Origin of the sequence: Campylobacter concisus (assembly GCF_015229955.1) — a bacterium.
GTDB classification, from domain to species: Bacteria; Campylobacterota; Campylobacteria; order Campylobacterales; family Campylobacteraceae; genus Campylobacter_A; species Campylobacter_A concisus_AT.
This window is the reverse complement of the sequence record NZ_JAAKYZ010000002.1, coordinates 1-26,723: the sequence shown is the minus strand read 5'-3', so window position 1 is coordinate 26,723 and position 26,723 is coordinate 1. Positions and strand designations below refer to the sequence as shown.

At 36.9% G+C, this 26,723-nt stretch carries 28 protein-coding genes, 1 tRNA gene and 1 pseudogene; 19 read left to right on the top strand and 11 right to left on the bottom strand.

All coding sequences use genetic code 11. The features are described 5' to 3' along the window. Nucleotides 1-38: 38 nt before the first annotated feature. From G6W45_RS04360 to moaC, 3 genes are read right to left on the bottom strand one after another with little or no spacing between them, the layout of a single operon-like run. Nucleotides 39-1,277 (bottom strand): hypothetical protein, encoded by a 1,239-nt coding sequence (locus G6W45_RS04360; protein WP_194167665.1) that lies wholly within the window; start codon nucleotides 1,275-1,277, stop codon nucleotides 39-41. 10 nt (nucleotides 1,278-1,287) lie between these two features. Beyond that, nucleotides 1,288-1,554, bottom strand: coding sequence for an HP0495 family protein (locus G6W45_RS04355; protein ID WP_021091143.1), 267 nt, complete (start codon nucleotides 1,552-1,554; stop codon nucleotides 1,288-1,290). Continuing rightward, nucleotides 1,529-2,005 (bottom strand): cyclic pyranopterin monophosphate synthase MoaC, encoded by a 477-nt coding sequence (moaC, locus tag G6W45_RS04350; protein ID WP_194167795.1) that lies wholly within the window; start codon nucleotides 2,003-2,005, stop codon nucleotides 1,529-1,531. Before moaC ends, G6W45_RS04355 begins: the two co-directional genes overlap by 26 nt. 415 nt (nucleotides 2,006-2,420) lie before the next feature. Between moaC and G6W45_RS04345 the strand changes: the two genes are divergently transcribed. From G6W45_RS04345 to G6W45_RS04280, 14 genes are all read left to right on the top strand, one after another. After that, nucleotides 2,421-3,239, top strand: a complete 819-nt coding sequence (locus G6W45_RS04345; protein WP_194167664.1) for a hypothetical protein — start codon at nucleotides 2,421-2,423, stop codon at nucleotides 3,237-3,239. Between the two features lie 12 nt (nucleotides 3,240-3,251). Further along, a complete protein-coding gene (gene nosZ, locus G6W45_RS04340) occupies nucleotides 3,252-5,840 on the top strand; it encodes a Sec-dependent nitrous-oxide reductase (RefSeq protein ID WP_107785820.1) in 2,589 nt (862 codons plus the stop codon). 83 nt (nucleotides 5,841-5,923) lie between these two features. Continuing rightward, nucleotides 5,924-6,679: a cytochrome C gene (locus G6W45_RS04335; protein ID WP_072595072.1), complete on the top strand. Its 756-nt coding sequence runs from the start codon at nucleotides 5,924-5,926 to the stop codon at nucleotides 6,677-6,679. Further along, on the top strand, nucleotides 6,672-7,928 hold the full coding sequence (locus G6W45_RS04330; RefSeq protein WP_194167663.1) for a nitrous oxide reductase family maturation protein NosD: 1,257 nt from the start codon (nucleotides 6,672-6,674) through the stop codon (nucleotides 7,926-7,928). Before G6W45_RS04335 ends, G6W45_RS04330 begins: the two co-directional genes overlap by 8 nt. Beyond that, nucleotides 7,921-8,598: a 4Fe-4S dicluster domain-containing protein gene (locus G6W45_RS09985; protein ID WP_194167662.1), complete on the top strand. Its 678-nt coding sequence runs from the start codon at nucleotides 7,921-7,923 to the stop codon at nucleotides 8,596-8,598. Before G6W45_RS04330 ends, G6W45_RS09985 begins: the two co-directional genes overlap by 8 nt. Further along, nucleotides 8,595-9,143 carry a c-type cytochrome gene (locus G6W45_RS04320; protein WP_084109872.1) on the top strand — a complete coding sequence of 183 codons (549 nt, stop codon included), beginning with the start codon at nucleotides 8,595-8,597 and terminating at the stop codon, nucleotides 9,141-9,143. The genes G6W45_RS09985 and G6W45_RS04320 overlap by 4 nt, the downstream gene beginning before the upstream one ends. Then, nucleotides 9,143-9,604 (top strand): c-type cytochrome, encoded by a 462-nt coding sequence (locus G6W45_RS04315; protein ID WP_084109871.1) that lies wholly within the window; start codon nucleotides 9,143-9,145, stop codon nucleotides 9,602-9,604. Before G6W45_RS04320 ends, G6W45_RS04315 begins: the two co-directional genes overlap by 1 nt. Nucleotides 9,605-9,606: 2 nt before the next feature. Beyond that, on the top strand, nucleotides 9,607-10,506 hold the full coding sequence (locus G6W45_RS04310; protein WP_103624673.1) for a NapH/MauN family ferredoxin-type protein: 900 nt from the start codon (nucleotides 9,607-9,609) through the stop codon (nucleotides 10,504-10,506). 9 nt (nucleotides 10,507-10,515) lie between these two features. After that, nucleotides 10,516-11,169, top strand: a complete 654-nt coding sequence (locus G6W45_RS04305; protein WP_054197251.1) for an ABC transporter ATP-binding protein — start codon at nucleotides 10,516-10,518, stop codon at nucleotides 11,167-11,169. Then, nucleotides 11,162-11,989, top strand: coding sequence for an ABC transporter permease subunit (locus G6W45_RS04300; RefSeq protein ID WP_194167661.1), 828 nt, complete (start codon nucleotides 11,162-11,164; stop codon nucleotides 11,987-11,989). The genes G6W45_RS04305 and G6W45_RS04300 overlap by 8 nt, the downstream gene beginning before the upstream one ends. A 135-nt stretch (nucleotides 11,990-12,124) precedes the next feature. Continuing rightward, nucleotides 12,125-12,532: a tetratricopeptide repeat protein gene (locus G6W45_RS04295; RefSeq protein WP_194167660.1), complete on the top strand. Its 408-nt coding sequence runs from the start codon at nucleotides 12,125-12,127 to the stop codon at nucleotides 12,530-12,532. 399 nt (nucleotides 12,533-12,931) lie between these two features. Beyond that, nucleotides 12,932-14,032 carry a PepSY domain-containing protein gene (locus G6W45_RS04290; RefSeq protein WP_194167659.1) on the top strand — a complete coding sequence of 367 codons (1,101 nt, stop codon included), beginning with the start codon at nucleotides 12,932-12,934 and terminating at the stop codon, nucleotides 14,030-14,032. Then, nucleotides 14,013-16,127, top strand: coding sequence for a TonB-dependent siderophore receptor (locus G6W45_RS04285; RefSeq protein ID WP_194167658.1), 2,115 nt, complete (start codon nucleotides 14,013-14,015; stop codon nucleotides 16,125-16,127). Before G6W45_RS04290 ends, G6W45_RS04285 begins: the two co-directional genes overlap by 20 nt. 88 nt (nucleotides 16,128-16,215) lie before the next feature. Further along, on the top strand, nucleotides 16,216-16,749 hold the full coding sequence (locus G6W45_RS04280) for a chemotaxis protein (protein WP_194167657.1): 534 nt from the start codon (nucleotides 16,216-16,218) through the stop codon (nucleotides 16,747-16,749). Nucleotides 16,750-16,816: 67 nt separating this feature from the next. Here the strand turns inward: G6W45_RS04280 and G6W45_RS04275 are convergent, their stop codons facing one another. The 6 genes and pseudogenes from G6W45_RS04275 to G6W45_RS04250 all read right to left on the bottom strand — a co-directional run bounded on the left by G6W45_RS04275 (nucleotide 16,817) and on the right by G6W45_RS04250 (nucleotide 20,458). After that, the gene (locus G6W45_RS04275) at nucleotides 16,817-16,969 is read right to left on the bottom strand and encodes a molybdopterin biosynthesis protein MoeB (RefSeq protein WP_194167656.1); all 153 of its coding nucleotides are present in this window, start codon (nucleotides 16,967-16,969) and stop codon (nucleotides 16,817-16,819) included. After that, nucleotides 16,969-17,439: a hypothetical protein gene (locus G6W45_RS04270; protein WP_194167655.1), complete on the bottom strand. Its 471-nt coding sequence runs from the start codon at nucleotides 17,437-17,439 to the stop codon at nucleotides 16,969-16,971. Before G6W45_RS04270 ends, G6W45_RS04275 begins: the two co-directional genes overlap by 1 nt. 151 nt (nucleotides 17,440-17,590) lie before the next feature. Further along, nucleotides 17,591-17,678 (bottom strand) — tRNA-Ser (locus tag G6W45_RS04265). A gap of 43 nt (nucleotides 17,679-17,721) precedes the next feature. Then, nucleotides 17,722-18,057 (bottom strand): annotated as a pseudogene (locus G6W45_RS09780) (GNAT family N-acetyltransferase); the annotation flags it as partial. Between the two features lie 129 nt (nucleotides 18,058-18,186). Further along, the gene (locus tag G6W45_RS04255; protein WP_085658559.1) at nucleotides 18,187-18,990 is read right to left on the bottom strand and encodes a M48 family metallopeptidase; all 804 of its coding nucleotides are present in this window, start codon (nucleotides 18,988-18,990) and stop codon (nucleotides 18,187-18,189) included. Between the two features lie 499 nt (nucleotides 18,991-19,489). Further along, nucleotides 19,490-20,458, bottom strand: coding sequence for a putative transporter (locus G6W45_RS04250; RefSeq protein WP_103582375.1), 969 nt, complete (start codon nucleotides 20,456-20,458; stop codon nucleotides 19,490-19,492). Nucleotides 20,459-20,566: 108 nt separating this feature from the next. Between G6W45_RS04250 and G6W45_RS04245 the strand changes: the two genes are divergently transcribed. Continuing rightward, entirely contained in the window at nucleotides 20,567-21,013 is a 447-nt protein-coding gene (locus G6W45_RS04245; protein WP_107691639.1) for a DUF411 domain-containing protein, read from the top strand. Nucleotides 21,014-21,056: 43 nt separating this feature from the next. Here the strand turns inward: G6W45_RS04245 and G6W45_RS04240 are convergent, their stop codons facing one another. Next, on the bottom strand, nucleotides 21,057-22,370 hold the full coding sequence (locus G6W45_RS04240; protein WP_107691640.1) for a sodium-dependent transporter: 1,314 nt from the start codon (nucleotides 22,368-22,370) through the stop codon (nucleotides 21,057-21,059). A gap of 201 nt (nucleotides 22,371-22,571) precedes the next feature. Between G6W45_RS04240 and G6W45_RS04235 the strand changes: the two genes are divergently transcribed. From G6W45_RS04235 to G6W45_RS04225, 3 genes are all read left to right on the top strand, one after another. Then, complete coding sequence (locus G6W45_RS04235) at nucleotides 22,572-23,882, top strand: hemolysin family protein (RefSeq protein ID WP_223154647.1); 1,311 nt, start codon at nucleotides 22,572-22,574, stop codon at nucleotides 23,880-23,882. A 243-nt stretch (nucleotides 23,883-24,125) separates the two neighbouring features. After that, the gene (locus G6W45_RS04230) at nucleotides 24,126-24,971 is read left to right on the top strand and encodes a fumarate hydratase (protein ID WP_107691641.1); all 846 of its coding nucleotides are present in this window, start codon (nucleotides 24,126-24,128) and stop codon (nucleotides 24,969-24,971) included. A gap of 9 nt (nucleotides 24,972-24,980) precedes the next feature. Then, the gene (locus G6W45_RS04225) at nucleotides 24,981-25,541 is read left to right on the top strand and encodes a Fe-S-containing hydro-lyase (protein WP_084109801.1); all 561 of its coding nucleotides are present in this window, start codon (nucleotides 24,981-24,983) and stop codon (nucleotides 25,539-25,541) included. Nucleotides 25,542-25,573: 32 nt separating this feature from the next. Here the strand turns inward: G6W45_RS04225 and cheQ are convergent, their stop codons facing one another. Beyond that, nucleotides 25,574-26,047 carry a cheVAW transcriptional regulator CheQ gene (cheQ, locus tag G6W45_RS04220; RefSeq protein WP_430746634.1) on the bottom strand — a complete coding sequence of 158 codons (474 nt, stop codon included), beginning with the start codon at nucleotides 26,045-26,047 and terminating at the stop codon, nucleotides 25,574-25,576. Between the two features lie 96 nt (nucleotides 26,048-26,143). Here cheQ and G6W45_RS04215 point away from each other — a divergent pair, with 96 nt between their 5' ends. Further along, on the top strand, nucleotides 26,144-26,518 hold the full coding sequence (locus G6W45_RS04215) for a RidA family protein (RefSeq protein WP_194167653.1): 375 nt from the start codon (nucleotides 26,144-26,146) through the stop codon (nucleotides 26,516-26,518). Nucleotides 26,519-26,723: the final 205 nt, after the last annotated feature.

The window sequence follows — 26,723 nt, the reverse complement described above, 5'->3', positions numbered from 1 at the left end:
GTATCTTTCAGGAAAAATTTCAAGATAGGCTTGGTAATTTAATCCTCTTTTTTATCTTTTTTAATAACATTTAACAGATCTTTTGCAGCTTGGTAAGCCCTATCTCCAAATTTCTTAGCTTCTGATTTGATGTCAATTTGTTTGATGTCTTCAAATTTTTCATTGGCTTTTTTCTCAAGATTAGCGATCTCTTGTTTGATCTCTTCAATTTTATCGTTTGTATCAAAATTTAGCTTTAGCTTTTTACTCTTGTCATTTAGCTCTTGTTTTAGGGCTTCAAATTTATTATTTGCCTCACTCATAAGCTTTGCCATGCCGTTTGACTTTAACTCTTCTATCCTTGAAATGATCTGCTCTCTTGCTTGATCGCTAATGCGTTTAAATTTTGCTAGATTTGTATCTAGCTCGCTATTTATCACATTTTCGATTTCATTTCTTGCTACACCTTCAAATTCCTTTTCAAGTTCCCTAAGCAAGGCTATAAATTCTTCATCAATATTTTTTAAGTTTAGTAGTTGCGAGTTTAGCCTGAGCTCATCTGGAGCAAATTTCGCCTCATCTTTGAGCTTTTCTATGGCTCTTAAAATGCCATCTCTTGTGCCACTTATCGCTCCACTTATCAACTCTTTTGCAAAGATATGACCCTCATCTGCTAAATTTGCCGCTGCTATGATGATGTTTTTTGAAATTTCAAGTATCCGCTCTTTGCTAAACTCTCCTCCAATTATCGCAACATAGGTCATATTTTTAGCTATCGCACCAGCTGTTTCCTCGACATCTTTTGCGCCTTCAAGAGTTGTCAAAAATGCGATTTGAGCGCTCTCTTTTAAGATACCAAGAAGCCTTGTTTCTCTAATGATCGCATTATTTAAAAGCTCTAAAATTTCCTCTTTTTCACTAAAATTTCTATCTTTTACGACTTCTTCAGCTGCTTCAAATGAAATTTTGAGCCTATTTTTTATCTCTTCACGTTTTGCTTCTATTGCACGGTTTAGCTCATCTTTTTTATCAAGTAGCTCGTAAAGTGCCTTTTCTTCAGTGCCGACAATGGCCTGATTTATTCCCTCCATGGCACTTTTTAGATTTTTTGCGTTTATGAGATCTTCTTTGTTCATTTTGTCATAAAGCTCATTCATTTTAGCCTTTAAAATTTCTGGCAAAGCATTTATATCTTTGTTTGCAGCATCTTGAAAAAAGTTATTGCAAAGAGCTTTTATGCTTATTAATAAGCCATCGCTGTTTTTATAATCATGTAAATTTTGTTCTAAATTGTTCATGTCTTTTACCTTATAAAACGTATTTTGCTTCGTGTTTTAGTGCTGAAAATATCTCTAGCCTCTCTTCTTCGCTCAAAACTAGCACAGCTAAGTCATAGCTTGCGTACTTTTTATCTTTGCTAAATTTTGAAAAGACTAGTTTAAATTCTCTATCTTTTACTATCTCTTTTACCTTTTCTTCTACATTGACATCTGCATCAAATATTATTTTGTATTCCCAATGCGTTGGGTAATCAATTTTTGCTTTTTTGTTATTTAGGTCGCATATACTCGCCACTTTTTCCTCCTGTTTTACTCTCTAACACGATATTACTTATTTCCATGCTTTTATCTATAGCTTTTACCATATCATAAATGGTTAAAAGCCCCACGCTAACGCCAGTTAATGCTTCCATCTCAACGCCTGTTTTACCCTCTATTTTTACGCTAACATAAAGCTTAAAAGCACAAATTTCAGGTAGCTCCTCAATATCACAATCCACACCTAAAATAGCTAGTGGATGGCACATCGGGATTAGTTCGCTTGTCTTTTTTGCTCCCATTATCGCAGCAACGACAGCCGTTTGGATGACCGGGCCTTTTTTGCCGGTATTTTCTTTTATCGCTCTAAAGGCCTCTTTGCTCATCTTGATGATCCCGCTAGCAGTTGCTACTCTTTTTGTTGGATCTTTTGGGCTCACATCGACCATTTTTGGACGATCTTTCTCATCTAAATGCGTTAGCATTATCTCTCCTTTTTGGCGGATTATAGCCTATTTAAACAAATTTAAATTACCAATGTCTTTAAGCTAAAAATATATCAAACACATAAAATTTAGCTTTTTACTTAAATACTAAAGATTTCTCATTACTTAATATAATTATCTAATTTAAATAATTTTCTTAAGAAATAATTCAAATTTAAATTTTTGTGCAAATTAGTACTAAAAATAAGCGATTCAATAAATAATAAATTTTATTAAAACTATATTAGTATTGATTAAATCATAATGTCTATATAATGTAAATAATAAAATTTAAAAAAATTTACTGATATTTTTCTTTAAAAGCTTAAAAAAATAAATTAATCGCTAATTTGCTTTTAAGAGTTAAGTATGTATAGTTTTTTTACTTATTAAATTTATGATGAAAGTGCTTTGGGTTATGAGAATTCTGCTTTGTATAAGTTTGTTTTTGATAACAGCTTTTGCCCAGCAATTAGGCTGCTTTATTAATGAAAGCAACCAAAGCATCGTCTTTATAAAAGATGGGCAGATTAAAAATTTGGATCTAAAAGAGACGATTTATAAAAATCAAGAGTGCGGAAATGATGGAGAATCCTTTTATATCGCAAATTTAAATAATGAGATTATTGAGGTAACAAATGAGAAAAATTTCTTATTTGCTATGCCAAATGTTGGCTGTAAAATCTCACAAATTGTGGCAATTAAAAATAAAATTTACGTAGCTTGCGATATGGCAAATGAAGTCAGCATAGGCGTTTTTGATAAAAAACTAAATAAACTTTTAACTAAAAATTATAAAGATGTTTATAAAATTTCAAGCCTTTTGCCAATTGATGATGAACTATTTTTTACGAGCTTTAATGGCAAAGCATTTTTGCTTGATAAAGAGCTTAATTTAAAAGAGAAAAAGCGTGTCGGTTTTGCTCCGCTTAGCGCCTGTAAATTTAAAGGGAATGATATTTTGCTTGGCTTTAGAGATGGAGAAATTTTAGATTTTAAAAGTGGAATCAAAAAGCAAGTTTTGAAATCTAAAATTTCAGCTCTTGCGTGTATGGAGGATGAAATTTTTATAGGTGATGGGGATGGAGTAGTCTATAAATTTGACAAAGATCTTAAGCTAAAAGGGCAAAAGGCTCTTTTTAGCAATGAGATAAAAAGAATTTTTATAGATAAAGGCGTCTTAAATGGCGTAAATTTAGACAATGAGATAAAGAGTTTAGAGATAAATTCATTTTAAAAAGGAGAGTAAATGCAAAAGTTATTTTGTGTCGCAAGTGCTGCGTTGCTTGGGCTATCTTTAACGACTGCTTGTGCTGCTAGTAGTGACCTTGAAAAAGTCATGAAAGAGCGCGGGCTAAGCGAAAAAGATGTCCTTGCAGCTGCTAAAACTTATCAGCCTAGCGGTAAAAAAGATGATTTCATCGTCTTTTCATCTGGCGGGCAAAGCGGTCAAGTGCTAGTTTATGGCGTTCCGTCGATGAGAATTTATAAATACATCGGCGTTTTCACGCCAGAGCCTTGGCAAGGATATGGCTATGACAATGAGTCAAAAGCTGTTTTGAAACAAGGCAACATCAGGGGCAAAGAGATAACATGGGGCGATACACACCACCCAAATTTCAGTGAGAAAAATGGTGAGTATGTTGGTGATTATCTATTTATCAACGATAAAGCTAACCCAAGAATCGCAGTTATAAATTTGCATGACTTTGAGACAACTCAAATCGTTGTAAACCCTATTATGAAGAGTGAGCACGGCGGTAGCTTCATCACTCCAAATAGCGAGTATGTTATCGAAGCTAGCCAATATGCAGCTCCGCTTGATAACAACTACCACTCAATAGACGACTATGAAGCAGTTTATAGAGGTGCTGTAACATTTTGGAAATTTGACTATCCAAAAGGCAAGATCGATGAGAAAGAGTCATTCTCTCTTGAGCTTCCACCATACTGGCAAGATCTAAGTGATGCTGGTAAAGGCGAGAGCTACGGCTGGGGCTTTACAAACTCAATAAATACTGAGATGTATACTGGCGGTATCGAAAAAGGTCTTCCTCCATTTGAAGCAGGTGCAAGTAGAAATGACACTGACTTCTTGCATGTTTATAACTGGAAAATTTTAGAAAAACTTGTTCAAGACAAGAAAAACTACAAAGTTATAAATGGACACAAGGTAGTTACAATAGACGCTGCTGTAAAAGCTGGTGCACTATTTTTGATCCCAGAATCAAAGAGCCCACATGGTTGTGACGTAAGCCCAGATGGTAGATATATCATTATTGGCGGCAAGCTTGATACTCACGCATCAGTTTATGACTTTAGAAAGATCAAAGAGCTAATCGATAAAAAAGAGTATGCTGGCACTGACCCATACGGAATTCCTATCTTAGATAGAGAAAAGTCAATGCACGGACAAGTCGAACTTGGCCTTGGACCACTGCACACATCATTTGACTCACAAGATGGCGTACTTTATACTTCACTTTACGTTGATAGTCAAATCGTAAAATGGGACTATAAAAATTTAAAAGTGCTTGATAAGATAAATGTTCACTACAATATCGGACACCTTGATACAATGGAAGGCAAATCAGCAAAACCAGTTGGCAAATATGCAATCGCTCTTGATAAACTTTCAATCGATCGCTTTAGCCCAGTTGGCCCACTTCATCCACAAAATCACCAGCTAATAGACATCACTGGTGCAAAAATGGATCTAATCTATGATATGCCAATACCACTTGGTGAGCCACACGATGTTGTGTCAATAGCTGCTAGCAAACTATCTCCAGCACTTACCTACAACATGGGTACAAACTCAAGAACAGGCGAGGCTAGCCCATACGCAACTCTAGCTGGTCAAGAAAGAGTTGAAAGAAATGGTAAAAATGTAACCGTCTATGCGACAATGATCAGAAGCCACATCAACCCAGAGCACATCGAGGTAAATAAAGGCGATAACGTAACAATTCACCTAACAAACCTAGAGCGCGCTCAAGATGAGACTCACGGCTTTGGCATCGACCTTTATAACATTCACGCGTCACTAGAGCCTGGCAAAACCGCTTCAGTAAATTTTGTAGCTGATATGGAAGGTGTCTTCCCATACTACTGCACCGAGTTTTGCTCAGCACTTCACCTAGAGATGATGGGTTATTTGCTTGTTAAAGATCCAAGTAAAAAATATGAATCTGCAAAAAATAACAAGCTAAAAACTCTAAGCCCAGAGGCTTTAAAAGCCGAATACGATAAAGTAATCGCAACTAATAAGGCAACTGACGATGTTATCCAAGAGGTTGTTAAGTACCTAAAAGAGAAACATTATGAGAAATATCCAAAAGTAAAAGCTTTAGTTGATGACGCACTTGATCAATACGGTCACATCAAAGAGGTAAAAGCTAAAGCTGACGAAGCTTACAAAAAAGGAGACGTAAACGGCGCTATCCTTTGGGAGTACCAAGTATGGCAATACATGGTAAAAACTGCTGACGTTGGCTTAAGAGCTAAAAATAACCTAGCTAAAGAGATCGCAACTCCGATGAGCCCAGCTGCTGCAAAAGGTGAAGAGGCTTATCTAAAAGGCGGATGTAATGGTTGCCACGTTATCGGTCAAGTAAGCTCAGGTCCAGACCTAACAGGCGTTTTACTAAGACATGAAAATGGCGAAAAATGGGTAGCAGAATTTATCAAAGATCCTGCTAAGTTCTATAATGACGACTACATTAAATCAATGATTGATTACTTTAACCTTAGAATGCCAAATCAGCATATGAGTGATGAAGAGATCAAAAATATCATCGAATACCTAAAATGGGTAGATGAAAACGCTGGTATGTAGTTTTTAAAGGGGCATTTCGCCCCTTTTTAAATTTTAAAATTTTATTTTTAGCAAGTGAAATTTTAAAATTTAAAGGAGAGATCATGAGTAAATATAAAATTTATACCATTGTTGCACTTGTCTTAATGACTGTTTGTTTTACTTTGCCTGTTCTTGGTTGGCACGGAGCAAAAGAGCGTATAGCTGATGGTGATGAACTACCATCTTATACTTACGGTATCTATAATCTTTATAGCTCATTTCAGTATAAAAATCACCTTTTATCAAAAGATGTAGCAAGCGATCTTCATAAGATGATCGAACAAAAAGCAGAGATAGGTACGCCATCTTTTCCTATCTGGTACGTCTCTCTTGAAGCTCCAAATTATCCAAAGTCAGCCTTTCCTGATGGAATTCCTGTATATTTTCATGTAGATGGATATAGTGGTGACGTGCATGAGATGAATACGATAAATCACTACATCGGTATGTATCCTATGGAGCATGGTGGAAATTTAGAGCGAGCGATAGCACCTTATTATTTGCTTATTTCAACGCTTTGTATGCTTGCATTTTTGTATTACAATGGCAAATTTAACTCACTTCTTATGGTTCCAACGATTATCGCGCCTGTGCTATTTATGAGCGCATTTGCAGGATGGCTTTACTGGTATGGACACAATATGCAAGAGTGGGGTGCATTTAAGATTAAACCATTTATGCCAACAGTTTTAGGCGATGGTAGCGTCGCGCAATTTACAACGCACTCTTATCCAAGTATCGGATTTTGGGTTATGATTGCTATGAGTGTATTTTGCATACTTGCAGTATTTTCAAAGAAAAAAGAGCTAAATGCGTAAAATTTTTAATTTTGCCCTTGCTTTCTTGCCTATTTTTAGCTCTGCAAATGTCCTTCAAGATGCAATAAATAATGCTAGCCCTGGCGATGTTATAAAGCTAGGGGACGGCATCTATGAAGGAAGCATAACTATAAATAAGCCGCTTAGTATCGTTGGTGAGGGCAAAAATGCTCACATAAAAGGAAATGGTAAAGGCACAGTTGTAAAGATTATTGCCTCAAATGTTACGCTTAGAAATTTAAAGATAAGCGGTAGCGGAAATGACCTTGGTGAGCTAGATGCTGGCATTGGCTGTGATAAAGCAAATAATGTCTTGATTACGCAAAATGACTTGAGTGATGTGCTTTTTGGGATTGATTTTAAAGAGTGCAGCAGCTCAAAGATCACTGAAAATAACATCACTTCTAAAAAGGGGGCCAGTCTTGGCTTTAGAGGTGATGCCGTTAGACTCTGGTATAGCCATGAAAATTTAATCGAGGGTAATTATATTTATGATAGCCGCGATATGGTTGCATGGTATGCAAGTCACAATAAATTTTTAAAAAATAAAGCGATCCGGGGTAGATACTCGCTTCACTTTATGTATGCAAATCAAAATTTAGTCGAAAACAATGATTTTATCGGCAATGCAGTCGGAATGTTTTTTATGTATTCAGCTGGCTCAAATATAAAAAATAATCTTGTTATGGATAGTGACGGCGCTTTTGGTATCGGTATTGGTCTAAAAGATGTTTCAAATTTTACTATCGAAAATAATACACTTATCTATAATGCGAGAGGAATTTTGCTTGATAACTCGCCGTTTCAGCCAGGCTCAACGATAAATTTCTTAGGCAATAAAATTTTACACAACGTAGTTGGCGTATATTTTCACGCTACTCAGGGGACAAGCATATTTGAAAATAATGATTTTATAGGCAATATGGATATCGTTGCGAACGACACTCCAGGCGATAAAATGGCATTAAATCAGTGGAGTAAAAATTATTATGATGAGTATGAGAGCTTTGATAGAGATAAAGATGGCTATGGCGATACGCCATTTATGCACCTATCGTATGCCGATCAGCTTTGGCAGTATTATCCGAATTTGCAGTTTTTCTATGGTTCAAGCGTCTTTAGTATCTTAAATTTTTTAGCCAAACTTGCGCCATTTTCTGAGCCAGTAAAGCTACTTGAAGATAGCACGCCAAGGATAAAACCACTTGATGCTTCAAATTTTAACGCGTTAAAGGCAAAGCGTGGATAGAAGAAAATTTATAATCTTAGGCTCAGTCGCAGCTGCCGCAGGATATGGCATAGGTAAAATTTTACCAAAAAGTAGTGGCGATAAACTCTATCTTAGACCACCAGGTGCGGTTGATGACTTTGATGATCTTTGTGTTAAATGCGGTCAGTGTGTGCAGGTATGCCCTTATCACAGTATAAGTTTGCTTGATATAAAAGATGGATATTCAAATGGTACAGCATACATCGATCCTAAAAAGAGAGGTTGCTATTTATGTGATCTTTTCCCATGTGTGCTCGCCTGTCCAAGTGGTGCGTTAGATCATGCTACAAAAGTTGTTGATGATGTGAAAATGGGCGTTGCTGTCTTGAGTAATGTAAATGCCTGTATGTGCCTAAAAAGAGAAAAACTAAGCGAAGATAGCGTTGAAGATTTGCTTGTCCGCAAAGTTTATAACGATAGAGAAGAGGCAGAAAAAGATAAGATAAAAGGCAAAATCGGTCAAATTTGTGACCTTTGCGTCAGTATTTGCCCAGTTGGCGATAGTGCAATAGTAATGAGCGAAGCAAATTTGCCACTCATAAAAAATGGCTGCGTGGGTTGTGGGGTGTGTGCTGAGGTTTGTCCTGTAAAAATTATAAATATTGCCCCAAAAATGAGTTATGATGAAATTTATAAGGAGAAAGAATGAGATTAATAATGTCCTTAGTGGCTGCTGCTTTGCTATTTGTCGGCTGTGAAAAGAGCGATGACAAAGCGCAAAAAGCAGCTAGCGAGCAACCAATAAATGTAGCCACGAGTGCTAGCATAAAGGTTGAAAAAAAAGAAAATAACCAAAGCACAAATAAACAAAATGACTTCATAAAATACGATATGCACGGCGAAAAGAGCGTAAAATTTGGACTTGAAGATAATAACGTAAGCCGTCAAATCGGTGCTTTAGCGATGGTAAGAACCCCTCTTCAAACTATAAATTTAAGACTTATAAAGGGCAGACTTAGCAAAAATTTCATTACAAAATGCTCAGCTTGTCACGATGATTATGCAAATGGCATCATCGGGCCATCACTTTTAACAAAAAGTGAAAATGAAATTTATACAATGATAAATGCTTATAAAAATAAAGAAAAAGTCAATGTCTTGATGCGAGATCTTGTTAAAAAAATGGATGATAGTGAAATCAGAAATTTAGCTAAAGAAATCAGTGATTTTAATACACAATTTAGGAGCAAATAATGAAAGTAGGAAAGATTATAACCATTATTTTAGCAGTAGCGATTTGCGGTATCATGGTTTTTATGTTAAGCCAGACTCCGCCTAAAAAAGAAAAAGTAGCAACTAATGCTCAGCCAAAAGTAGAGCAAAATTTTACAAAAGAGCAGCCAAAGTCTAGTGAAGAATTTGCCAGCGAAGATGAGCTAAAAAAGGTAAAAGAGCTAAGTCTAAGCGTGGCTAAAGTGCACAATGAAGGCGTTAGCAAGCAGTATCTGACAACTTGTGCTCCGTGTCATGGCGCAAATGCAAAAGGTGTCGTAGCTCCTGATATAACACACCTAAGTAAGGATGAATTACTTAAAAAGCTAGCTGATTATAAAGCTGGTAAGGTACAAAACTCACTTATGAAGGGGCTACTTACAAATGTTAGTGATAGCGAGCTTGAAAGCCTTGCAGATGAAATTTCTAAATTTAAAAAGTAAAAATGGACAAATATAACACTCGTGCGACGATTAGAAATGTAAGCTTTCTAAGCACGTTAATCACAACTACAAAAGATGGCAAGAAGCGTCCTAGTATACGTTTTTGGCGCATTTTTACCATTATTTTAGTCCATCTTTTATTTGTGCTTTCATATAGAGTTGATATACAAATTTTAGAAGGTGACATCAGTGCCTCAAGGATATTTGGTTTTCACTTGGCAGATGCTTTTATGAGCCTGCAAGTTTTCCTGGCGACACATGAAATCCACGTAAATTTAATAATTGGTTCACTTAGTATCTTGGCGTTTTATATCATTTTTGGTGGTAGAGGCTTTTGTTCTTGGATCTGTCCATATTCATTAATAAGTGAAATAGCTGAGAAGATCCATGAAAATTTACGCGCCAAAAAGATAGTGAAACCACGAGTTTTTGACACAAAGTGGCGATATGTTTTTACCATTTTATTTTTAACCCTTAGCTTTGCTAGTGCAAGCCTTACATTTGAAATTTTTAATGTTGTTGGGATTTTTTCAAGATTTATTATCTATGGCTATTTTCATGCTATTTGGTTCGTTGTAGCCATGCTTATGGTTGAAATTTTCTTCTCACGTAGAGCTTGGTGCAGGTATGTCTGTCCTATTGGAGCTACTTACTCAGTGCTAGCTAAACCAAATGCCATAAAAGTTAGCTGGGATAAAGAAAAATGCGATCACTGCTTAGTTTGCACTGATGTTTGTCTAGTGCCTCACGTACTTTTTATGACAAAAAAAGGAGCAAAGCTTGACGAGAGCAAAAATATCTTTAGGATAGCTGGCGCTGATTGTACGCTTTGTGGTAGGTGTATTGATGTGTGTCATCAAGATGCACTGAAATTTGACAACGGCTTTAAAAAACTCATATAAGGAAAATTTTTGATAGATATAAAAGAAGTAACTAAAATTTTTGGCTCGCAAAGGATACTTGACAATGTTAGCCTAAACGTAAAATCTGGTGAAAAAATAGCAATACTTGGACAAAATGGAGCTGGCAAAAGCTCGCTCATGCGTATCATTTTAGGCGAGTTTATCCCAAATAGCGGAAGCATCGCGATAAATGGCGTAAATACCCTAAAAGATAGAAAAGGGGCTTTGAAATTTATCTCATTTGTGCCACAAACCCCACCACCGCTTAAATTTAATCTACGTGAGCTTTGTGAGTTTGTTTGCAAAAGCTCAAATGTAAAATTTGAAGAGATTGAGAAATTTAGCAAGCTTTTAGAGCTTGATCTGCATGCAAATTTAAATAAACCATTTTATAAGCTCTCTGGCGGCATGAAACAAAAGATGCTAATAGCCATCGCATTTGCTAAGGATAGTGAAATTTTGATGTTTGATGAGCCAACGGCAAATCTTGACGTAAAAGCAAGGCTTTCTTTTAAAAATTTACTTGATAATTTTACACAAAACAAAACACTTGTTTTTATTTCACACCGTATCGATGAGATAGCAAATTTATTAGATAGATGCGTCTATATGGACCTTGGCAAGATCATCAAAGAAGAAAATTTAAGGAGCAAGAGTGAATAATCTTTTTTTAATAGCAAAGCTTGATGTAAAAGAGTCTTTTCGCTCAAGATGGTTTGTGATATATGCTGTGCTTTTTTCTGCTTTGATGATAGGATTTTTATTTAGCGGCGTGACCGACTCACGTGTACTCGGCTTTTCTGGGCTTACTAGAGCACTGCTTTTATTTATTCAAATTTGCGTCATCATTGTGCCTATTTTTATTCTCATCTCAACCGTAAGAAGCATAAATCAAGATAGAGATACAAATTTGCTTGAATATATCCTTAGCTTCCCACTAAGCCTTAGAGAGTATTACTTTGGCAAGGCACTGGGCCGTACATTTGTTGTTTTTGTACCACTTTTGTTTGCTCTTTTGCTTTGCGTAGTGGTTGGCTTTATCAAGGGCGTGTCGATACCTTGGGGCGTGCTGGTGCTTTACTTTGGACTACTTTTTAGCTTAAGTATCATTTTTTTATCGCTTGGATTTTTTATCTCAAGCGTGATTAAAAATCAAGAGACAGGCCAAGGCGTAGCGTTTTTACTTTGGCTTATAATGCTTGCATTTATTGACCTAGCATTAATTGGACTTCTTATGCGAAGCTCGGTTGATGAGTACGTCATTTACGCTATTGCTATACTAAATCCGATAGAGCTTTTCAGGATAGCAGCGCTTAGCCTTTTTGATCCGAATTTAGCGGTTATCGGTACTGCATCTTATTTTATTTTAAGCACCTTTCCAAAGGCGACATTTGTAGCTTATGCGATTATTTATCCGCTCGCACTAGGCATTATTTTACTAGTTTGTGGCTATTTTGCCTTTAGCAAAAAAGATTTGGTTTGAGATTGTTTTTTGTTAAAGAAAAGTTGGTTTTAAATTTAGACGAAACTTGTATTATTCCACTTGTCCAACAAGAAACCTCCTTTTTGTAATAGCTCCCTTTCCCCCAAAGGGAGCTAACTTCTTCCAAGGAAATTTATGAAAAAATCCATTTTATTTTTAGCATTTACACTTCTATCTTTGAATGCAAACTGGGATATAAATGTACAAGAGTGTATTAATAAAAGTAACGCTAAAGCTTGCGAGAATTTTACAAAAAAGCTTTCAAGTGAGTGTGAGAATAAAGATAAAATTTCTTGCTTTATCTATGCAGATATGCTAGGACGCGGCCTTGGTGCAGAAAAAGATACGCAAAAATCTTTTGAGATATTTAAATCGCTTTGTGATGACGGTAGTAGCGAGGCTTGCTATGAGCTAGCGACAAAGTATCTTCAAGGAAATGGTACTGAGCAAAGCTTTGATCTTTCTGCAAACGCTCTTGATAAAGCTTGCAAGATGGGTAGCAAGCGAGCTTGCAATGTATTAGATCTTGTGCCTAAAAATTAGCTATTTTAATTTTGTACTTGCACTAATTAAAAGAAATTTATTAAATGTAGCTTCTTTAAGGTTAAATTTACTTTAGTATTACTTGGAATTTCTTTTTTATTAACTAAAAATTTTATTAAAATTTATGCTTAAATAATACTATTTCATCGTCCTAAATGGACCCTCCTTTTTGTAACTGATAAGTCTTTGCTTCCCCCTTTTCTGGCTTTTCGTATACACAAAGAGGAGTTGCTTATTCTTTTAAAAATCAAATCTATTTATTTTTTTCAATTTACATTCTATAAAAATTTTTCTTTTCTGGAATCATAATTGATAATAGTTTTAAATATTATCAAAGTAAATTTTGTGTAAGATTGCGAGCCATTATCAAAACCTACCATCAAAAGGCTTTAAAACAAAGTGAAATTTCTAAATCAAAAATTTTTTTATAAAGTACACACTTGTTTATCTCTTTTATTTTTCATTCCACTTGCAGTAGTTTGTTTTAGCGGTGCGATCCTTGTTTATAAAGATGAGCTAAACAGCCTTCTTGCCCCAAATGTCGTAAATGTAAATTTAAACAAAGAAAATTTAAGCAAAAGGATCAGCTTTGATGAGCAAAGAGAGATCATCGCAAGCGAGCTTGACGGCTACGAGATGGTCGGCATAAATATCGATGCAAATCCTAAAAAACGTGACAAAATTTGGTTAATTGAGCACAATGACAGCCAAAAAGAGTGGAAATTTATCTATTTTGACGCTTTTAGCGGTAAGATAAAGAGCGAGCCACTTGCACATGATGAGGGATTTTTTGGAGTTTTAACCGAGCTTCATGAGTCGCTATTTCTTGGGAAAATTGGTCACGTTATCCTTACTTTAACCGCTATTTTCACGTTTTTTATCTGCATAAGTGGTTTTGTGATTTATAGAAAATTTTGGTTGACACTACTTAGGCTTCGTGTAAATAGGCTAAATGTTTTTATGAGTGACATTCATAAAATGATAGGAATTTTTTCTACGCCTATTTTACTGCTCATTTGCATAAGTGGTTTTTGGTGGGAATTTCAAATGGCACGCATGCCAGAGTTTAAAAATGACTTTGTGATAGATGCAAAAATTTATAACAAAAGCCTATCTCTTGACGAGCTGGTAGCCCGCTCAAAGAGTGATCTTGCTGGCTTTGAGCCACACTTCATCTCACTGCCTTTTATGCAAGGAGCAAATATACGCCTTTTTGGCTATGTAAAAGATCAAAATTTCTTGCATAACGAATATTCAAGCATATTAACTTACGATAAAGATAACGGCGAATTAGTAAGTATTTTGGACATAAAAAATGCAAATCTAAGCGAAGAAATTCTCTCGGCATTTAGAAAATCGCACTTTGGTAACTACAACCAAATCACAAAATTTATCTGGTTTTTGGTTGGCATTTCACCGCTTATTTTAAGTATCTCAGGACTTTATTTGTGGATAAAAAGAAATTTTAAAAGGAGAAAAAATGAAAAAAATTTTAATTAGTTTGGTTGCATTAAATTTGATGCAACCTCAAATTTTTGCTAGCCAAAGCGATAAAATTTTAGAGGCAATCGATGTCGTGGAGAGCGAGCGAAGAGACGATGCAAACTACTTTGCAAAAGAGCTTGTAAAGAGTACAACAAGGCTAAATTTAACCTCTCGTCAAACGCCACAATCACTAACTGTGCTAACAGAAGCAAGACTAAAAGATCAAGGCATCAAGGACTATCAGGTGCTTCTTAGAAATGTCCCTGGCGTTACGCTAAACAAATGGGATGAGCGCGTATATCCGACGGCTCGTGGCTTTGCGATAGATTATTACTTGCTTGATTCGATGCCTAGCTTTGGTGGTTTTAGCCTTGGCGCAAACGATATGAGCTTGCTGCCTTATGAAAGAGTTGAAGTGGTAAAAGGAGCAAATGGCCTACTTGCAGGTGCTGGCAACCCAGCTGCAAGTTTAAATTTCATAAGAAAAAGAGCAGATGCAAAGGAACTTAAAGGAAATTTTGGTGTAAGTGCTGGCTCATACGATAGATACGGCGTAAATGGTGATGTGCAAACGCCTGTAAATGAGAGCGGGAGCGTTAGAGCAAGGCTATCTTTTATGCATGAGAAGTCGCACTCTTATATGGATTATTATAACCGCAAAAATAGCGCGATTTACGGCGTAGTCGATAGCGACATAGGTGACAATTCATGGCTTAGTCTTGGTGCATTTTATCAAGAGCTAAGACGCCACGGGGTTAGATGGGGTGGCATGCCAGCATTTTACTCAGATGGTTCTAGGACAAATTTTAGTAAAAATGAAATTTTCTCTCAGCCTTGGACTAGGTGGGATATAAAAACGCTTGATTTTTACGCTGATTTTAAGCACTACTTTGAAAATGAAGCGAGCTTAAATTTAAGCTACTCATTTAGGCGGGCGAACACCGACTCAAATCTACTCTACTACGGCGGAGCGGTAAATTTAGACGGCACTGGCAATATGAGCGATCTTAGCGTTTATGCAAACAAAAGAGAGGAGAACATCCACAACGTCGATGCATACGCAAATATCCCTTACGAGGTAGCAAATTTATCCCATGAGTTTGTCTTTGGCGCGATGTATAACAACTATAAAAAAAGTAGCGATAAGGTAAGTAGCTACTGGTTGCAAAAGACCACGCCAGCTGGGCTTGCTTATACAGCTAGAAGCAGGATTGATTTTAAAAACCTGCACCTTGATGATCCAAAGCTACCTTACGAAGATCAAAATAACAAAGACAAAACGATACAAAAGGCATTTTATGCGGCAAATAAACTATCAATCACCGATGAGCTTAAATTTTTGCTAGGTGCTAGGGTGAGCTACTACAAATACGAGATCGAAGGCGGCAAAGATAATAGAAATTTCACAAATGAGATCACGCCATATCTTGGCATCACTTATGACATCGGAGCAAACCACACTCTATACGCCAGCTATACGAGTATATTTAAGCCACAAAACGCAAAGGACGCAAATGATAAATATCTTGATCCGATCCAAGGCAAGGACTATGAAGTGGGTATCAAAGGCGAGTATTTTGACGGGGCGCTTCAAGCAAGCCTTGGCGTCTTTAAGATCGTGCAAGACAAGCTTGGCATAGATACTGGCAAGAAAAATCCAGCGACAAATGCCAAAATATATGAATCTGGCAAGGGTGTGACAAGCAAGGGTGTCGAGCTAGATCTAAACGGCGAGATCACTAAAAACTTAAGCCTAAGCTTTGGTGCAACGAACTTTAACGCAAAAGATGCTAATGGCGAGAAATACGCCACCAACTCATCAAGAAGTACGGCAAATTTATTTGCAAAGTATGAATTTAGGGACTTTAGAGTAGGGGCTGGAGCTATGTATAAGAGCAAAATTTACACTGACAAAGGCGCAAATGAAATCACACAAAAGGGCTACACTTTGGCAAATTTGATGTTTGGTTATAAATTTGCTAAAAACTTTGACGTGCAGCTAAATATCGACAATCTCTTTAATAAAAAGTACTACGAGGGCATCGGCAAAAACATGATGGTTTATGGCGATCCACGCACATTTAATCTAAGCTTTAACTACAATTTTTAATCCAATTAAATCACCAGCTAAATAAGCTGGTGATAAATTTCAACTCCTAAAGTGTATAATTAGAAAAATATATTTTAGGATGAGTATCATGTTTAAAGTAGAGGTTATTTATAAATTCTGTCTTGTTTTAGTTCTTATTTTAGGGCTTTGTATGCTCGCATTCTCTGGTGTAAATTTTGCATTTGGCGAATATAACGAGTATCTATTAAATGCCCATAAAATCGCAGGTTTCTTAATATTGCTTGCTGCACTACTTCACGTTATAAATCGTAGAAAAAAGCTAGTAAAACTAATAAATGAAACGACGGATGTGCTAACACGCAGTAAAAATCCAAGCATTTGCAACATGGACCGCATCATCGCCTCGCTCGAGCCATACAGCATAACTGAAATTTCGCAAATGTTGGGCTTTGACGAGGCTGTTTTTTGCGAAACTTTATGTAAAAATGGAGTTAAATTTAATGACGCTAGCCAAACTCTACGCCAGATAGCACGAATGAATGATGAAAAGATATTTTTCGTGCTAGTTCTTATCATTGAGGCGAAATTTGGCAAGAGATTTTGTGGCGAACTAAAGTATAAACGTGGTGGAAAACTTAAAGATAAAAAAATGGTTGCGTAGGGCTAGCTCAGTCTTTGCTAGCTTGTGCCATGCAGATGAAGCCATCTTTACTCCAACGCCTAAATGCTCAGTCATAGCAGCTCCGCTCACCTCCACAAGCCATCTCTTCTTCGTTATTATCTAGCTTAAATTTAGCGCAGTTCTGGGCTATTTGATGAGCTTTTTCGTAGTTAAATTTGCCGTATTTAAACTCATTTTTCTCATTGAAATTTTGCATCATCAAAATTCCCGAAGCTCTTTTATATTTAAATTTCTAAACTCACCATTTTTGTCTTTTTGCACGAGTAAAGTTGCCTTGTGATGCCAAAATATAGGCTTTAAAGCGCCATCTAAATTTATCATCTCATCTTTTGCGAGCTCTTTAAAATTCTCATCCAAAACCGCCTCGATAAATGGAAGCTCTGTAAGCTTAGTAACGTTTAGCTTTGGCTCATTTAGATTAAATTTGCCCCTTATCTTGCCATTATCGCCGCTAAGTCTAAGCCCTATACCCGCGAGCGCGCAGGAGCTCATACAAAAGACGCGCTGGGGGCTTGGCGGCGAGCTAAGCGAAACGGAGGAGGCGCGGCTAGCGGAGTATTTTAACAGCGGCAAATACAAACCAAAGCAAGAATTTATGCACTGGGCGTTCGTAGCTGTCGATAAGGCAAATAGAATTTTATAGTTAAAATTTCTTCTAGAATGGAGCAAATTTGATGCTAGTTATATGCCTAACTATGACAAAAGTAAAAGATAATTGGCAAGATTTTAGTAAGTTTTAAAAAAGTAGTCTTTTGCTTAGTGCCAATGTTTTAAGCAATAAAAATAAAGGTCAGTAGACTTTAAGTTATAGATAGTTTTATGGCGGGTAGAGAGAGATTCGAACTCTCGGTGAGTTGCCCCACACACGCGTTCCAGGCGTGCTCCTTAAACCGCTCGGACATCTACCCAAGATGAAGGTGATTATATCTTTATTTGCTTAATGCTTGGCTTTTAGAGCTTTAGCCCCAAGATAACGACATCTTTATACTCGCCGTCCATCAGGCAAACGCCAGGCAGTTCGCCCCATTTTTCAAAGCCAAATTTTAAAAATATCCTAGGACTTGCTTTATTCTCAATAAATATTAAAGTGATGATATTCTTTAAATTTAGCTCTCTAGCTTCATTTAGGCTGTGGGCTAAAAGCTGTTTGCCGATACCCCATTTAAGAGCCTTTTTAGCGACATAGATGCTTATCTCTACGCTTATATCGTAAGCGACTTTTGGATTAAAGTCACTCAGTGAGCAGTAGCCTAAAATTTTATCATTTTCTTTATAGAGAAAGATTTGGCGAGAGTTATTATTGGCTTTAAACCAAGACCCTTGCTAACTAGTCGAATATCAGCAGTCGTAGTTTTTTAAAATGTACTAGTTATAAATTTTGAGCAACTATCAAGATCGCTCAAATTTTTTTGAAGCCTAGCCTTTTTTGGCAGCTTGATAGACTGGCTCAAGCTTTACTGCGATCTCTTTTAGATCTTTTATCCTACTCTCGTTTGATGGGTGAGTGCTTAAAATTTCAGGCACCTTTCCGCCACTCATCTTGCTCATTTTTACCCAGACTTCGACTGCTTCTTTTGGATCGTATCCGGCTCTTGCCATTAGCTCGGTACCGATGTGATCAGCCTCGGTCTCATGCGAGCGAGAAAACGGCAGAGATATGGTGTATTCGCTAGCTAAATTTAGAGCATTAGCTCCAAGATCGCCAAGGCCAGTAGCTGTGGCTATTGCAAAGATACCTATGCTTTTCATCTGATCAGCACTTGCTTGCTCTCTGCTGTGCTCCCTAAGCGCGTGGGCAATCTCGTGTCCCATGACCGCAGCTAGCTGTGCATCTGTTAAATTTAGCCTTTTTATGATGCCACTATAAACGACTATCCTGCCCCCTGGCATACACCAAGCATTTAGCGTATCTTCATTAATGACATTTACTTGCCACTTCCATTTTAGAGCGTCATCCCTAAAAACACCAGTTTGAGCGATGAGCCTTTTAGCGATATCTTGAACTCTTTTTGTAAGGATCGGATCAACATTTAGCTCGCCTTTACTTCTAGCAGCTGTTAGCGTCTTGACGTAGGCTTGAGCCGAGCTTTGCTCCATAGCTTCTGATGAGACTAACATAAATTGCTTACGATCAGCACCAACAACGCCTGCTTTTGTAACGCTTGAGCAGCCAGTAAAGAGCAAACTAGTCGCTAACAATGTAAGTAGAAATTTTTTCATTTTTATCCTTTTTGGACTAAAATTTTGCGTATTATAGCCTGAGTTGGATATGCATTGTTAAACGAGGGGGAAATTTAATTTTTGGAGCTGAAACGGCTTACAAATTTTAAAATTTGCTTGAAATTTATCTGAGTATGAACTGCATGCGGCGAGAAGAACTATCTCATACTTTTTGAACATGCGAGGAGTTAGGGGGGGATTTAAAAAAGGGCAAGGGGATGGTCTCGTAACTCGAGTCTACTTGCCTCCCTTTTTTTAGATAAAAGTATCACAAAAGAAATTTTAAATTTTTGCAAATTTTAAAATCTTATTCACTCGCCTTAACAGACTGCTAAATTTAGGTCTCGTAGCTACTCGCCACTAAATTTAGAGCCGTGATATGCCAGCTCTAATTTTAAAATTTGCCTGACACTTGCCTGATGATAAAGTGTATTCAGTGTGCTGCTTGGTTTATGACCGCATAAATCAAAATTTAGATGCTATATCTTAAATTTAACCCTTACGCCTTATAGTTTATATTTCTCTCAAATTCTCTCAAACGTTTATTTACGGATCTTAACTCTGTTATCGTCGTCCAGTTGTCGATAAAGACGCTAAAACTCTCTCTAACTTGAGAAAAAGCGTTGCTAGCTTGTATAAGCACACCAAGCGTTATAACGCCGCTAAATAGACCATTTCCCATGATGACATAAGGTACGATGACAAGAATTTGTGAAAAAGAGATGAGCCAAAGGTTAAAGTAGCCGTAGTGCAAAAATAGTTTGTAATAATTTAACTTTACGCCTGTAAAAAGCTCTAGCATGACATTTGGCTGGCAAAATTTAGACTTATCATCTTCGCCGTAAACTAGCTCTTTTCTAAACGCCGCTTCTGCTTTTTGGTTGTTATACTCGATATGCGGGAGTTTAATGCCCACAAACCACGAAATAATTAAGCCACCGATGCTAATTATTAAAGCGATATAAACAAGCGAGCCTTCGATATCTTTGATATAAGGCAAACTCACGCTCTTACTTAGCTCCCAAAGTACTGGTATAAAGGCAATTAGCGTCATGATCGCCCTTAAAACCTGCACACCAAGGCTTTCCATTATTTTGGCAAAGCGGTAGACGTCTTCTTGGATACGCTGCGAACTGCCTTCGATGTCACTTTTGCAGTTTTGCCAAAATTTTAGATATCTAAACGTCATCGCCTCTCTCCAGCGAAAGACCCAGTGGCTAGCAAAAAACGAGATCACAGTGTAAGTCACGACGTAAGGCATAGCGATTTTTATAAAGTTAAAAATTTCTCGCCAAAACTCACTTACATCATGATCTTTTGAGTTTTGCACGATGTCGTAGAAATTTTTATACCACTCGTTTATACGGACATTTAGGTGCGTTTGATAGACAAGAAGCAAGATGATAAATATCGCTCCGCCATAAGCCCAGAGTGCCCATTTTTTATCTTTAAAAAATGATGAAAACATAAAGTGCCTTTTATAAATTTTGGCGAATTATAGCAAGCAATATTAAGCATTTATATAAAATTTAAATGTGAGCTATATCATTTTTCAAATTTTACGTAAAGGAAAATGATGAAAAAATTAGCATTTTTGGCTCTTGGCTTTTTTGCAACATTTGTATTTGCGGCTGATATGAAGGTCTATAAAAGCCCAACTTGTGGATGTTGTACTAGCTGGGGTGAGGCGATGCAGAAGGCTGGATTTAGCGAAGAGGTCATAAAAGTAGATGATATAGCAAAAGTTAAGAAAGAATTTAACGTGCCGCTAGAGCTTTCAAGCTGCCATACAGCAATCATCGATGGATATATCATAGAAGGTCATGTCCCAGCCGATGAGGTAAAGCGCCTACTAGAGCTTAAGCCAAAAGATGTAGTTGGTATCGCAGTACCTGGCATGCCGATGGAGAGCCAAGGTATGGAGCAAGGCAGTAAAGCTGAGCAATACGATGTTATTTTATTTAAAAAAGATGGCTCACAAGAAATTTTTGCCACTTACATCGGCACAAAAAAACTAAGATAACTTCAAAAATTTTTAAATTTAGCTCATTTTTGGCGAGCTAAATTTAAAAAGAAATTCCCTTACTTACGGCTATGATACAAAGTAAAAATGTTAGCGGAACGTAGATAAATTTGCCTACAAAATACCAGAAATTACCATAAGATTTATTTGCTCCAGAATTTATCTCGTCTAAAATTTCATCTTTTTTAATAATCCAGAACCAAGAAATAGCTCCGATTACCGCGCCGATTGGAATAATATAGATCGACACAAAGTCCATCCAAGGCCCCCAACTGCTAATAGGCTCCATAAATGCTCCTATGCCAAAGCAAACTGCACAAAGTAGCGTGAGTGTCCAAAATCTACTAAGGAGCGGAAATTTATGCATTAGTGACTCGGCGACTACTTCAAACATATTTTGAAGCGAGGTGATGCCACCAAAGATAACAGCTGTAAATAAAATAATGGCAAAAATTTGTCCGCCGATCATATTTTGTAAAATTTTAGGAAGCGTTACAAAAAGTAGTTTTGGACCTTCGGCTGGATCCATAGCATAGGCAAAGACTGCTGGGATCATAACAAGAGCGGCCACAAGAGCTGCGATAGTATCAAAAAAAGCCGTAGTTTTAGCACTTTCAACGATATCTTCATCTTTTGAAAGGTAAGCTCCATAAACTATCATGCCAGATCCTGTGATGGAGAGCGAGAAAAAGGCTTGACCCATCGCAGAAACCCATACCATCGGGTCCGCAAGCTTACTAAAGTCAGGGATAAAAAGGAATTTATACCCATCAAACGCATTTGGTAGCATTGCGACATTTATAGCCAGAATGCTAAACAATACGAAAAATAGTGGCATCATTATTTGATTTGTTTTTTCGATACTTTTTGCCCCAAAAAATAGTGTAAGAAGCGTGCCAACAACGATAATAAAATGATAAGGCAAGACTGAGTAATCTTGAAGTGCAAATGAGTTAAACCAAACGTTCGTATCAACGCTCATAAATGAGCCAGTAAGTGCCTGAGTAAGGGCTTTTAGCACGTAGGCGATGATGACTGCGTAGCCGATGGCTATACAAAGTGAACCAGCAAGTGGAAGCCAACCAATAATACTACCAAATACGCCTAATTTTCTACTTTGCCAAGCATATTTATATGATCCAAGCGTACCAGTTTTTGCACGTCTGCCAATCGCATACTCCGCACTTAGACCAACGTATGAAAAAAGAGCTATGAAAAAAACATAGATGAGTAAAAACGCTGCACCGCCATTTGTGCCAAGTTTATAAGGAAAGCCCCAGACATTTGCCATGCCAACTGCTGATCCAACACAGGCCAATATAAATGCCCAGCGCGATGAAAAATTCTTTTTGCTCATTGTAAAATCCATAAATTTAGTGATGAAAATAATGTTATCAAAATATGATTTAAGAACTTTTTATAAATCTTAAATTTAAGAAATGTTGTTACTTTTGGGCGTGGATAATTTGACCGCTAAATATAAATTCGCTATAATCAGGCAAAAATTTTTAACTCTTAAGGATCATAATTGAACCCCAGTAGCGATAATTCGCTTTTAATGGTAATACTTGCCATTGTATTCATTTTACTAAATGCCTTTTTTGTTTTATCAGAATTTTCTCTTGTTAAAGTTCGTAAGTCTAGACTTGAAGAACTTATCAAAGAAAAAAAACCAAACGCTCAGCTTGCCTTTGAGATGTCAAACAAGCTTGATACTTATCTTAGTGCTACTCAGCTTGGTATCACACTAAGCTCACTTGCTCTTGGTTGGATCGGTGAGCCAGCAGTTGCAAGACTTATAGAAGCACCGCTTAAAAATTTCTTCAACTTTAGTGATATCTTAGTTCATACGGTTGGTTTTGCGATCGCATTTACGCTTATTACGTTACTTCACGTTGTAATGGGTGAGCTTGTGCCAAAGTCAGTTGCTATCGCAAAGGCCGAGACTTCAGTGTTAAAAATCGCTCGTCCACTTCACTTTTTCTGGGTGCTATTTTCGCCTGTAATTAAGCTTTTTGATATTTTAGCGACCATTGGACTTAAAATTTTAGGCATCCAGCCAGCTAAAGAAAATGAGCTAGCCCACTCTGAAGAAGAGATAAAAATCATCGTTGGTGAGAGCTTAAAGGGCGGTGTGCTTGATAGTTTTGAGACTGAGATCATTAAAAATGCAGTTGATTTTAGCGACACAGTCGCAAAAGAGATCATGACGCCAAGGCGTGATATGATCTGTATAAATAAACAAAAGAGTTTTGAAGAGAATTTGCAAGTCGTATTTGAGTCAAAATACACTCGCTTTCCTTATATAGACGGCTCAAAAGATATTATTTTGGGCATGATACACATTAGAGATATTTTGCAGCTTCACTTTAGCAAAGATAAAGAGAAGAGTTTTGACTCAATTGTTCGTAAATTTGTCATAGTGCCTGAGAGCCTTTCTATTTCAAAAGTGCTTGTAATGATGAATAAAGAGCAAATTTCAGCTGCACTTGTAGTCGATGAGTATGGCGGTACAGCCGGACTTCTTACGATGGAAGATATCATGGAAGAGGTGCTTGGTGATTTTAATGACGAGCACGATGAAGTTGATCAGCACTATAAAAAGATAAATGACAATATTTACGAATTTCAAGGCAGATATGATCTAGAGAGCGTAGAAGAGGTTCTTGGTATAAGCTTTGATGAAGAGACAGATCAAGTAACGATCGGTGGATATGTCTTCAACTTAATCGGTCGTTTGCCAGTAGTTGGGGACAAGATCGAGGATGAAAACTGCTACTACGAAGTAAGAAAGATGGATGGAGCCAGTATCTCACGTGTAAAAGTTAGAAAAAAGATAAAAAATGAAGAGGAGAGCATTCAGTCTTAAATTTATATATTTATGGCTTAAATAAGCCATGTTATGTAAATTTCTATCAATATTGTGATGCTATAGACTCAATTTTACCATTGCTTATCTCATTAAATTTTTGTTTCAGACAAGTATTCTAGTTGTAGTCAAACAAAATAAACTCATATAAATTTTTTCGAGTAGATATACAGCAGTAAAATTTAATCTTAAATTTTAAATATAGTTAATATAATTAAAAATTGTTTTTTACGAGGAGTAAAGATGAGAATAATAAATGTAAAAGATATAAGAGAAGTCGTTGCCAAGCTTTGCAAACAGGCCTGTTATGTTGTGACGCCAGATTTAAAGGCTGCTTTTACAAAGGCTCAAAGTAATGAAAGCTCGTCACTAGGCAAAGACATTTTGGGCAAAATTTTACAAAATGCTAAGCTTGCGGAAGAGGGCGTTGCGCCTATCTGCCAAGACACCGGTATGACGGTTGTTTTCGTGCAGATCGGCCAAGATGTGCATATTGAGGGTGGATATATTGAAGATGCGATAAATGAGGGCATTGCGGAAGGCTACATTGAGGGCTACCTAAGAAAGTCAGTTGTTGCTGAGCCACTTTTTGAGAGAAAAAATACCACAAATAACACTCCAGCTGTCATCCACACTAGAATCGTGCCAGGAGATAAGCTAAAGATAAAAGTAGCTCCAAAAGGTTTTGGTAGTGAGAATAAATCAGTTTTAAAAATGCTTGTACCAGCTGATGGCATAGAAGGTGTAAAAAAAGTCTTTTTAGAGGCCGTAAAATACGCTGGACCAAATGCCTGTCCTCCATTAACAATAGGTGTTGGCATAGGCGGTACGATGGATAAGGCAGCACTTTTGGCAAAAGAAGCGGCGGTTCGTTCGGTCGATAGTAAAAATTCTGATCCAAGATATGCCAAATTAGAAGATGAGCTACTAGAGCTTGCTTGCAAAACTGGTGTTGGTCCTCAAGGACTTGGTGGTGACACCACTGCTGTTAAAGTAAATGTCGAGTGGTATCCAACCCACATAGCAGGTCTTCCTGTTGCTATAAACATCAACTGCCACGCTGCACGCCACGCAGATGCCGAGCTTTAAGGAGAAAAAATGTCAGAAGTAAAAAGAATAACAGCACCATTTGATAAAGAGGTGGTAAAAAGTCTAAAAGCGGGAGATAATGTCCTAATATCAGGCACTATCATAGCAGCTCGTGACGCTGCACATAAGGCACTTACTGAAACATTGGCACGTGGTGAAAAGCTGCCAGTTGAGCTAAAGGGTGAGACTATCTACTATGTCGGACCAACTCCAGCCAAGCCAAATCAAGCTATCGGTGCAGCAGGTCCAACAACAAGCGGTAGAATGGATAAATACACCCCAACTATGATAAATGAAGTTGGTATAAATGGTATGATCGGTAAAGGCTACAGGAGTGACGCAGTAGTCGAGGCTATGAAAAAATCATGCTGTGTTTATATGGTTGCTATCGGTGGCATCGGAGCACTCATTAGCCAAAGTATCAAAAAATATGAAGTGCTGGCTTATCCAGAACTAGGACCAGAGGCAGTTGCTAGGCTTACAGTTGAGGACTTTCCAGCGATAGTTGCCATTGACTGCGAAGGTAATAACTTCTATGAAGTTGGCCAAGCACCTTACAAAAAGATCTAAATTTATCCCGCTAGCAAGCTAGCTAGCGGACTTTAGTAATATCCAAGACACATCGTTTCAGTTAATTTTATGCGTTTTTCAAATGGAGCAGGTGAGAAAAATTTGCACTTTTCAATGTAAATTCTATAAGAATAGCTAAGATTAAAATCATCATAAAATTTCTTCAAGTCTATAAATTTGATGCCGCAAATCTCATGAAATTTAAAGAGCTCGTAGATCTTAGAGCCATTTTTTGCTACAAGATGAGAAGGAGCAAGCGAGGTAAAAGAGCAAAATACGCCTGTTGGAATAAGGCCATTTAAAGGCGTACAGGTTTTTATAGTGTTTTGAAATTTGATTGGAATGCTATTTTTTCTAAGAAAAACTATTCTTGAGTTTTCAAATTTAGCACTTATGACGTTTTTCCAAAAAAGATAAGCATTTGATGAGATGCCGGCATTTTTAGCTAACTCAGCACCGAGTACATAATCATCTAAAAACTCATTTGGTGCGAGTATATTTTGCATCTTCATCCTTTTGAAATTTTGCCCATTATAGCTTTTGGAGACTAAAAATTTAGAAAATTTATAGTAGGATTTTAAAAAATTTCAAAAGGAGAAAATATGAAAAAACAAATCTTAACAAAAAATGCTCCACAAGCGATTGGACCATATTCTCAAGCTATTAGCTCAAATGGATTTTTATTTATCTCAGGTCAGCTTGGTGTCACACCAGCGGGTGAGTTTGCAGGTAGTAGCGTAGAAGCTCAAGCTGATCAATCGCTTGAAAATTTAAAAAATATCTTGGCTGAAGCAGGACTTAATTTTGATAATGTCGTAAAGACCACAATATTTCTAGCAGATATGGCAGATTTTGTTAAAGTAAATACTGTGTATGCTAAATTTTTTAAAGAGCCTTATCCTGCTAGAAGTACAGTAGCTGTTAAGACCTTGCCAAAAGACGCACTTGTGGAAATAGAGCTTATCGCGGCTTATTAATAGATATTGTGTAAAAGTTCACATAATTTAATGCTTAATTATAATGGAGAGCAAAAACTCTCCAAATTTATACTTCAAAAACTAAACCCTATAAACCTATAATAAAAATACATAACTTAAAATTTTTAATCGCCAACAATTTTTTCTCAAATTCCCTAATTATTTCAACTATCTTTAAGTATTGCTCATATATAATTCCAGCTCA